Annotated in this window: 13 protein-coding genes and 1 pseudogene; 11 read left to right on the top strand and 3 right to left on the bottom strand. The window is 64.2% G+C overall.

Annotated elements, in window-relative coordinates; all coding sequences use genetic code 11:
- Positions 1-4 precede the first annotated feature (4 nt).
- Positions 5-433: a hypothetical protein gene (locus ACWEKR_RS30845; protein WP_452357447.1), complete on the top strand. Its 429-nt coding sequence runs from the start codon at positions 5-7 to the stop codon at positions 431-433.
- Between the two features lie 205 nt (positions 434-638).
- Here ACWEKR_RS30845 and ACWEKR_RS30850 read toward each other — a convergent pair whose 3' ends face one another.
- Positions 639-815: a hypothetical protein gene (locus tag ACWEKR_RS30850; protein ID WP_452357448.1), complete on the bottom strand. Its 177-nt coding sequence runs from the start codon at positions 813-815 to the stop codon at positions 639-641.
- Positions 816-1,431: 616 nt separating this feature from the next.
- Here ACWEKR_RS30850 and ACWEKR_RS30855 point away from each other — a divergent pair.
- The gene (locus tag ACWEKR_RS30855) at positions 1,432-2,205 is read left to right on the top strand and encodes a DUF3800 domain-containing protein (RefSeq protein WP_452357449.1); all 774 of its coding nucleotides are present in this window, start codon (positions 1,432-1,434) and stop codon (positions 2,203-2,205) included.
- Positions 2,206-2,445: 240 nt separating this feature from the next.
- On the opposite strand, the gene ACWEKR_RS30860 is transcribed toward ACWEKR_RS30855, so the two are convergent.
- Together ACWEKR_RS30860 and ACWEKR_RS30865 are read right to left on the bottom strand one after the other, a co-directional pair.
- On the bottom strand, positions 2,446-2,976 hold the full coding sequence (locus tag ACWEKR_RS30860; protein WP_452357450.1) for a hypothetical protein: 531 nt from the start codon (positions 2,974-2,976) through the stop codon (positions 2,446-2,448).
- A gap of 328 nt (positions 2,977-3,304) precedes the next feature.
- The gene (locus ACWEKR_RS30865) at positions 3,305-4,141 is read right to left on the bottom strand and encodes a sigma-70 family RNA polymerase sigma factor (protein ID WP_452357451.1); all 837 of its coding nucleotides are present in this window, start codon (positions 4,139-4,141) and stop codon (positions 3,305-3,307) included.
- A gap of 125 nt (positions 4,142-4,266) precedes the next feature.
- Here ACWEKR_RS30865 and ACWEKR_RS30870 point away from each other — a divergent pair, with 125 nt between their 5' ends.
- The 9 genes and pseudogenes from ACWEKR_RS30870 to ACWEKR_RS30910 form a co-directional block, all read left to right on the top strand.
- Complete coding sequence (locus ACWEKR_RS30870; RefSeq protein ID WP_452357452.1) at positions 4,267-4,737, top strand: hypothetical protein; 471 nt, start codon at positions 4,267-4,269, stop codon at positions 4,735-4,737.
- Positions 4,737-4,958, top strand: a complete 222-nt coding sequence (locus ACWEKR_RS30875; RefSeq protein ID WP_452357453.1) for a hypothetical protein — start codon at positions 4,737-4,739, stop codon at positions 4,956-4,958. Before ACWEKR_RS30870 ends, ACWEKR_RS30875 begins: the two co-directional genes overlap by 1 nt.
- 26 nt (positions 4,959-4,984) lie before the next feature.
- Positions 4,985-5,635: a DUF2637 domain-containing protein gene (locus tag ACWEKR_RS30880; protein WP_452357464.1), complete on the top strand. Its 651-nt coding sequence runs from the start codon at positions 4,985-4,987 to the stop codon at positions 5,633-5,635.
- 312 nt (positions 5,636-5,947) lie between these two features.
- Positions 5,948-7,243 (top strand): FtsK/SpoIIIE domain-containing protein, encoded by a 1,296-nt coding sequence (locus ACWEKR_RS30885; protein WP_452357454.1) that lies wholly within the window; start codon positions 5,948-5,950, stop codon positions 7,241-7,243.
- Between the two features lie 65 nt (positions 7,244-7,308).
- Positions 7,309-7,551, top strand: coding sequence for a hypothetical protein (locus ACWEKR_RS30890; protein ID WP_452357455.1), 243 nt, complete (start codon positions 7,309-7,311; stop codon positions 7,549-7,551).
- An 11-nt stretch (positions 7,552-7,562) separates the two neighbouring features.
- Entirely contained in the window at positions 7,563-7,874 is a 312-nt protein-coding gene (locus ACWEKR_RS30895; RefSeq protein ID WP_452357456.1) for a hypothetical protein, read from the top strand.
- On the top strand, positions 7,871-8,071 hold the full coding sequence (locus tag ACWEKR_RS30900) for a hypothetical protein (protein ID WP_452357457.1): 201 nt from the start codon (positions 7,871-7,873) through the stop codon (positions 8,069-8,071). The genes ACWEKR_RS30895 and ACWEKR_RS30900 overlap by 4 nt, the downstream gene beginning before the upstream one ends.
- Positions 8,068-8,247 carry a hypothetical protein gene (locus tag ACWEKR_RS30905; RefSeq protein WP_452357458.1) on the top strand — a complete coding sequence of 60 codons (180 nt, stop codon included), beginning with the start codon at positions 8,068-8,070 and terminating at the stop codon, positions 8,245-8,247. The genes ACWEKR_RS30900 and ACWEKR_RS30905 overlap by 4 nt, the downstream gene beginning before the upstream one ends.
- Positions 8,244-8,599: pseudogene (locus tag ACWEKR_RS30910) on the top strand (hypothetical protein); the annotation flags it as partial. The gene ACWEKR_RS30905 and the pseudogene ACWEKR_RS30910, both read left to right, overlap by 4 nt.

Below are 8,599 nucleotides of genomic sequence, written 5' to 3' on the forward strand. Positions count from 1 at the left end.
AGAGATGAGCGAGTCTCGTCAGCAGCGTCGTGCCCGTGAGCGTGCCGAGCAGAAGGCGGCCCGTGGTTCCGGTCCACATCTTCGTCTAGTGCCTTCGGCGTCGTCGCCGTCGTCGGTGGCGCTGAATGCCAGAGTGGGATGGCAGGACGATCCAGACGACCCGGACGATGGGCTGTGGCGTGCCACCTGGACGGAAGCGGAGCTAGAGCCGATGCTCCTTCCGAACGGTCAGGACGTCAACGATCTGGTTGAGATCACTACCTTCATGGATGGTGATGACCTCGAACTGTTGGTGGCTGAGGTGTTGGGGGCAATCGCGCAGGAGTGGCCCGACGACGACATCACGGTGTCGTGGGTGCTGGATGAGGATGCGGCCGAAGAAGCAGAGGAACTGGGCATCACCTTCCCGACGCATCGGCCGAAACCGAGATGATGGGATCTGTCGCTGGTCTCTTCAACTACTAATAAGGCGAATTCGGCAGTTGTCCCGCGCAGTGGAGAGGATTCCCGCGCGGGACAACTGTTTCCGGCTAGCCAGGCCGGAGAGGTTCGGGCCTGGGAACCGGCATCGTTGACGGTTCCGCTATCCGGCGTCGTTGCCGGTGGCCCGAAGGGAAGGGGCCGAAGCCCCTCCGGGGTCAGTACGGGTAGCGGGCCATGGTCTCGATGTTGCGGCGGTACTGGGCGTCGCACTCGTGGCAGCGCCACCGGATTCCGCGCTGTTCGCCGTGGGTGGGGTACTCATAGAGGAACGGGACCGCGGCGGGGTTGTCGCATCCGCGAAGCTGGCAGGTGGTGGGCTCGGTGACGTTCATTTCGGTTCCTCTCCGGTTGGGGTGGTCTGGCTGAGGGCGTCTCGATCACGACTCCGGTGGGTGTCAAGAGTCGGCGAATGCCGATCACGCAGTGACGCCGTAGGCGCTCTTGATGCCCGCTGGTGGCGTGATAGCCCTCGGATCAGTCAGACCGCCACGGCCGGTGAGGAACGGGTGACCACCGAGCCGTGACGGCTGGGTGCGGTGACCGTGCTCGTGAACGTGTCCGGAACCTCACGGGACCACGGCCGGTGGACCGGGCAGAGTGCCGGCGGGTTCGTGCTCGGCTGCGGGAGGTAAGTCGGGTACGGCTGCCGGCGTGCCCAGCACTGCTCGGTGATGCAGAAGGCGGCCGGACAGGATCTGTGGCGCCCGCGGCGGCCGAGTGCTGCCGACGCGGTCGACGCGCCCGCGGCGCAGCGAAGCAAGCCGCGGTTGCGTGTCGTAGCGCGGCGGCGGCGCGAAGCGCCGCCGCGGGCGCTCTTGAGTCTGTATGGCGAAATTCGGCAATGGTTCGACATCGCTCGGCGAACTCAGCGGAGCCAGGGCCACTGCGGTCCGCAGAACGAAGAACGAAATTCGACGAGCAGCAGCGCGTTTCAAGTAAATTGGTCAGGTGGCAGCAGGCTCAAGGGTGTGGGCGTATGTAGACGAGACGGGTGATCGCGGAAGCGGGCCGTTGGCAAGTCCGGTGTTTGGTATGGCCGCTGTCCTCGTGGACGATATCGGCGCTGTGGAGCTCCGCCGCGCTGTGCAACAGCTGCGTACAGAGTTCAAGGTCCCAGCTCACAAGGTCATGTCCTGGAAGGAACATGCTAAGAATCACGATCGGCGAAAGAGGGCGGCCGAGGTTCTAAGTACAGTTCCAAACCTGAAGGTTTGCTACGTCTTCGCCGTTAAGAGCGAACTCGATCCTGCCTCTTACGTCTGTGACCCTCAGCTCTTCTACAACTACCTCGCGTTCAAGATGTACAAGTCGATCAGTTGGGCGGCCCGGAACTGGCACGGGAGCAACGCTCGTCTGTGGACTCGATACGGTCACGTGAGGAACCACGACCACTCCACCACGGAGGAGTACATCCGGTCGGAGGCGCAGAAAGACCCTAAGGTCCCGTTTCACATGGAGCAGGCGCTCAAGTGGGTGTCTGCGGACAAGTATCTGGAGAGTCAGGCAGCCGACCTGTACGGCGGGTTTTTGAAGGCTGCGATCTGGCCTTCTGGTGAGTTCGGCTATGTGGAGCCAGCGTACCTGCTGAGGGTCTGGCACCAGTTGCGCAACAGTGAAAGTTGTGCGGTGCCTCTGGGGATCATGTCCATGCCGCTGAACAGCATCGTGTGTGGCATGGATTGGTTCCCCTGCTCTCATTGCCCAAAGGCAACAGGCCCTTGAGGGCCTCCGCGGGCCGATCCACTTAAGGAGGGCGGTGGCAGCACCGCTGGCGTTCCGCGGCAGGCTCTCAAGGACCTGTTGACTACCACCATAGCCCAGAAATCCGGGATTGAGGGGATTTCTGAACGGTTTGTGACACTCGCCGCAAGGCTCTGACCTGCACTGATCGGTTTGTGACTTTATTGTTATCGAATCTATGTTCGATTCTTGCCAGCTAAGGACACGTGGTACTGCTCGGCGTCAAGTCTTTCCCACCGATGGGCCTGGCGCGCTCGTCGGCGCGAAGTGGCCACGGGCCTCTGGCAATCGAACGACGACAAGGGTCTTGTCGTCGTGGCGCTTCGCTCGAGGATGATGCTGGCCATCAGGGTCACTGACAGTCTCCCACTGGTGGCAACGGGCGAGCGCATTCGAGAGCTCGTTCTCGCTCATGTGCGCTATCTGTGGCCATGAGATTCCCAGCGGCACAAGTGATTCTGCCGCGCCGTCGGTTGCGAGCGCAGCCCATGAAACGCTCTGACGTGGAAACTGTGCGATCATGGCATGGTTCGCTGCGGCGGGGTCGGCCTCCGCGATCCAGTAGCCGCCCGGCTGATTTCGGTGAATGCGTTCGGCATGCTGTAGCTGCGAGAGGATCGCACGGTGTTCGTCGTCGTAACCGGTGCCCGCCTTGAGGCGGCTTCGATAGCGCTCGGACTCAGGGAGGTTGAGTTCTGTCAAGCGCTCGTCTACGAGGACCTTGTAAGAATCGTCGAGGCTACCGATTACCACGATCGAATCCCCGAGTACCAGTGCGTCGATGGTGTGGGAGTTGACCCGAAGGATTGCGACCGTACTGGAGGGTGACAATCCTGGCTGCAAGTTGAGGTGCTGCGCCGTTGCCGCAATCGCGCCAGCTAGGACGCTACGCAGATGCCTACGCGGCCCATTGAGTCTGCGCACCAACTCAGCGCTAAGCGCGTCCACGTACGCCCCCGCCGCAGGGCCATCTGCGATGAAAGAAGATGCGCCATCGAGTACAACGACTGAATCGTGAGTGGTTGCAATTCGGTCTTCATCTGAACGCGCGGCTAATTGGGCTTTAGCTACCTGCATCCTGTCAGACCCCCAGCCTGTATGGGCCGACGAGCAGACGGCTGGCGAGGATTCGGAAGTCTTGATCGAAGTCCGACTCCACAACGCCACACACGAACCGGGTGGCTGGATCGAATACCGTGGCGACTTCTTGATCCAGCCAGTGTGCGACTCCAAGTGATCCAACGCTCGTGATGCCAGCGATATGGACAATCACTCGTGTCTCTTCGACTCGGCGCGAGAAGTAGCCGATGTCGGTAAGCGTAGAGCCGTCTCGACGGAAGGGTGATTGGTGACGGCTTCCGGTCTGCATGTCGGTGATCCACCAGCCCTCATCCGTGCGTTCGAAGTCAAGAAATGGATCGCTGTCGAGCAGCCGCCTTGCCACAGGTGCGGACTTGGGTCCACATATGACAACCGAGTCGCCCTCCGGGACATCGGTGGTGTCTGGATCGATGGCAAATCGGCTGGAAGCGAGGGACAGTCGTGTGAGCGTCGCTTCGATAGCTTCCTGTGTCGCCTGATCGGAGGCATCGAAAAAGGGACGTTCGCGCCCTTCTTCGAAGCCGAATCTCCGAGGAATGCCGACGGCGACAGGTCCCACTCCGAAGAATGCCCGCTCCGGCCGCGGTGCGGTGGTACGGATCTGGCTGATACGGCCTTTGGTAAGGCCGAACAGCTCTGCAATCTCCGTGTAGCTCATTCCGTGGTCGCGGTGCGCCTCCTCGATGGCTGCCTTGCGTAGCCGGGCGAGTTCAGTGGCGCGTTGCTGATAGATGGTCATCAGATCCGTGGCCCTGCGGCCACGACGGATCGGGTCCGGGTCGTTCCGAACCTGTTCGAAGTCGTCAGCGAGGGCCATAGCAACGAGTTTAGAGGGTCTTGACTCGTCGCGGCAGGGCGGCGTACTCTCGGGTTTATACCCCTAAATCCCGCCGGGATGTCGCCAGCACCGCTGGTTTAGGGGCATAAACCACTGGAGGAGTCATGGCGATCAGCAAGGGTCACAAGTTCGATATCGAGTCGCGGGTGGCGTTCCCGAAGCGCCTGATCCTGATGGCTCCGATCGGGCCGGCGATCAAGTACAACCCCGACCGCAATGCGTTGCCGGAGCAGAAGTTCGACTTCGATCCGAAGACGGGGGAGGGGACGGGCTTGCCGTTGTGGACGGCGACGGTTACCGACCCGCACGAGGCTAGCGAGGGCAAGGGTAAGCGCGCGTCGTTCGAGATCACCTTCATTTCGCAGCATCAGCCGGTGCCGGCGGGTGAGCAGATCGTCGATGACATGTGGTTCATCGAGTTGGAGGGCTTGACCGCGGAGCCGAAGGTGATGGGGCAGGGCGAGTTCAAGTACCTGGGCTACGTCTACCGGGCGACGGGGATCAAGGGTGACAACAACACCCCGAAGCCCAACACCGCGGCCGGCAACGGCACCGCCGCGAAGGCGGGTGCGTGATGAGCACCAACGTCTGGATGCAGATCAGCTCGTCGGCCCACGGTGATGACGAGCGGGTACAGGCCCAGTACGTCGGCAGCATCGGCATGGTCGTCGTGTCGACCGGTTCGGGGCATCTGTACATGACGCCGGACATCGCGGCCGATCTGCACGACCGGTTGGCGAAGGCGCTGAGCGACTACACCGCCACGTCGGGTGCCGGCTCGAAGGCTGTGGCGTGATGTTCGGGGATGACCGCTCGTTGCGGATGCGGTTGGCGCTGGTGGCGGCGGTGTTGATCATCGTCGGTGTCGGCGTCGCCGCGTTCGTCCTCAGCTACGAAACACTCCGCGACCTGGCGGAGCTCGCGGGCATCGACCGCGATGATTCGTGGCTGTTCCCGGTGATCGTGGACGGCACCATCATTCAAGCAACTGTCTCGGTGATGGTGCTGTCCAACCGACCCGATGAGCGCCGCTGGTTCTCCTGGGTGCTTGGTGTCGGTGCGGTGGTGTCGGTGGCCGGCAACAGTCTGCACGCGTTCACCGATGGGCAACAGCTTCCGAACTGGGTGGCGGCGGTGATCGCGGCTATCGCCCCGATCGCCTTGTTGGTCGACACGCACGGCGGGGTGATGCTGTTCCGCGCTGCCCAGCGCAAACGCGCCGAGAAGCCCGCGACCGAGACCGTCTCCGACACCACGCCTGACCCGGGGCCGGAGACCGACACGCCGGCTGTTCCTGCGGTCGAACCCGTGCCCGACCTCGATCCCGAACCGGCTCAACTGCCGCTGCCAGCCGCCCCGGCGGTGCCGGCGGTGGTGCGTACGGCTCCGGTTCGGCCTATCCGTCCTGTTCCTGTTCGTCCGCGTCCGGTTCAGCAACCGATGCTGCCGCTCGCTATCCCCGTGGGGGGTTGAGATGACTGTTTCTGTTCCTGCTGTAGCGATGGGTGTTTCGTCGCTGGTAACCCTGTTGGCCGGTGTCGGCGTGCTGGGCACCTCGTCCCCGGCCACTCCGGCACCGACTGTCCCGGCCGTTGCGTCGTCCTCGGCGGTAGCCACCACCACCGAGAGTCCGGCTCCGACTGCGCCCAAGTGCGTGATGTTCTGCGAGGACGCCGGTCTCGGCCGGCCGGAGGTCGACAAGGCTCCGGCCCCGTCCCCGGCTCCCGATGGGTGCCGCCTGTTCTGTGAGTTGCAGCGCGGCTCGGAAGGTTGGGGGTTCTCCCGATGAGTATCGCGAGTTCGGTGATGCTGGCCGGTGGGATGTGCACGGGGGCGTCGGCGTTGTGGTGGCTGCGGTCACTGGCGGCGCGCGGCGCTGGGATGCAACCGGCTGGTGATGCTCGTGAGGTCGTTGCGGGGGCTCCGGTGGAGTTGCGGACTGCGGTGTTCGTGGTGACCGACTCGGGGCAACTGTCGTTGATGTGGCCGGCGGTAGGGCTCGGCTCCTGGGATGCCGGGTTCCCGAACGTCCTGTCCGCGTCCTACACCCCGTTCGGGATGTCGGTGGACGTGCAGATGCTCGGCGGGCAGAAGCTCAAGGACTGGACCAACGAGGACACCCTCGACGCTCTGGCGCAGTACTTCGGTGTTCCCCAGGTGACCGCGACGGGTGCCGGTCCCGGCTTCGTCCGCCTGGACCTGCGGGTCTACGACACTCTGGCCGACGCCGTGGCTGCGCCGATGGTCGCGTTCGGGGATGGGGTGGACCTGGAGGCGGTTCCGACCGGGGTGTTCGAGGACGGCGAGGTCTGGCCGGTGCCGGTGCAGGGCCGGCACGTGCTGATCGCCGGTGGCATGGGCTCGGGTAAGTCCACGGTCCTGCATTCGCTGGTCAAGGGCATGGGTCCGGCGATCCGTTCCGGGCGGGTGGACCTGCGGCTGATCGACCCGAAAGGCCGTATGGAACTCGGGCACCTGGAACCGCTGTGCACCCAGTTCGCGCACACCGAACCAGAGTTCATGATCGCCCAGTTGGAGGCCACGGTCGCGGACATGAAAGCCGCGGCCGACCGCTACGGCCAAGACGGGGTCCGCAAACCGGTTCCCACGCCGGATAACCCGCTGGTGGTGACGATCATCGATGAGGCTGCGGTGTTGTCGGCGTTCACCACCTCCGAGCTGCGCAACCGGTTCGAACACGCCCACGGGCAACTGCTGTCGCAGGGCCGGGCACCGCTGTTCTCGGTGATCGAAACGGTGATCGATCCGTCGAAAGACACTGTGCCGCAACGACAGTTGTTGCCGTATCGGATCGGGATGCGGATGGACGAACCGACCCAGGTCGCCATGATCCACGGCCAAGGTGCCCGCGAACGCGGCTCGCGCTGCGACGAGATTCCGCATTCGACTCCCGGTGTCTGCTACGTGCAGGAGGACGGCAAACCCGGTTTCCGGCGTGCCCGTGCCTTCCACATCACCAACGCGGATATCGACTGGATCGTCAAGCAGTACACACCACTGCCGCGGCCGGTCAACCTCGCGGACTTCGGCGGGTTCGATGACGGGCCGGTGGCGGCATGAAACGCGGATTCACCGCTGTGGGGCCGGTCGTGGCCTGCTGCTGCGAGTGCGAGGAACCCTTTGGTGTGGAGGGGGTCGCAGATGAGTTCGACTCGATCGATGAGGCGATGGACTTCTTCGTGGACGGCGCGGAGGGCTGGGAGCTGTACGGCGACAGGCTGATGTGTCCTGACTGCCTGCCGTTGTCGCCCTGCTACAACCCGGGCCACGACTGGCACACCTCGCTCGGCCGGGTCACCAGCGGCGAGATGTTGCTGACTCGTCAGTGCGTGCGCTGCGGGCTGTATGTCGCGGAGGTCGTGGCATGAAACGGGGATTCGTGACCGAGACACACGTGGTCGTGTACTGCGACGGCTGCGGCGACATCTACTCCGAAGACGAGAACGAGTCGATTTGCTTCGACTCCGTGAATCAGGCCGTGGCCTACCTCAATGCCCGCAGCGGTGGCGTGGGCTGGCTGTATGACGGCGATCAGGTGCGCTGTGATGGCTGCCTTGCTACGGCCCGGTGCGCCGAAGCCGGCCACGTCTTTCCCGAGTCCTGGCAGACCACCTTGTGGTCGCTGGGCAAAGCCACTCGTTCCCGCACCTGCGAAGTGTGCGGCGTCCCGGAAATCGAGGCCCTGCCGTGAGCAACAACGTCCGTTCCCACCACTCGCATGACGAGATCGATGCGGTGATCGATACCCGCGCCCTGCGGCGCTGCCAACTCGACCGCCGCGGCGTGGACCCGATCGGGATCGCGGTGCACCTGCTGGTGGAGACCGGGCACGCGCCCGGGTGGGATGCCGACCTGGACGACGGCTGCGGATGGGACGAAGCGGCATGACCGACGACCCATCCACCACCCATAGCCGGCAGGCAAACCCGATCGTCACGGCGGCGGCCGAGCAGGTCGCCAAGTCCAAGCGGCGACGCACCGGCAAGGCCAGGGACCTGCCGCGCTGGGAGTGCCCCGACCAGATGACCCTCTTCGACCCCTCTACCTCGGAGACGAACCGATGACCACCAAAACCGTCCACATCCGCAAAGACACCCGCCTGGACGCCTCCGACCGATTCGCGCTGGCCCTGCTCAACCTGCTGTGGGCAGCGGCGATCGGCGTGTGGTGGCTGATCCTGTTCCCGATGATCTCCATCCCCCTCGCCCTCGTCGTCACCGCCTGGGCGCTGTTGGGGTGGCCGATGGGTCTCGCGACCGGCGGGGTGTCCGTCGCGGGACTGCTGGTGTGGCAGCGTGCTCGCCCGCAGATGTTCGAACGCTGGGTCACCGCGCGGGCTCGTACCCGGTTCCTGACCTGGCACCGCTACCGCCGGCGGTGGGCCAAACTCATGACCGCCTGCCACCTGAGTATCGA

This window comes from Nocardia sp. NPDC004573 (genome assembly GCF_053602135.1).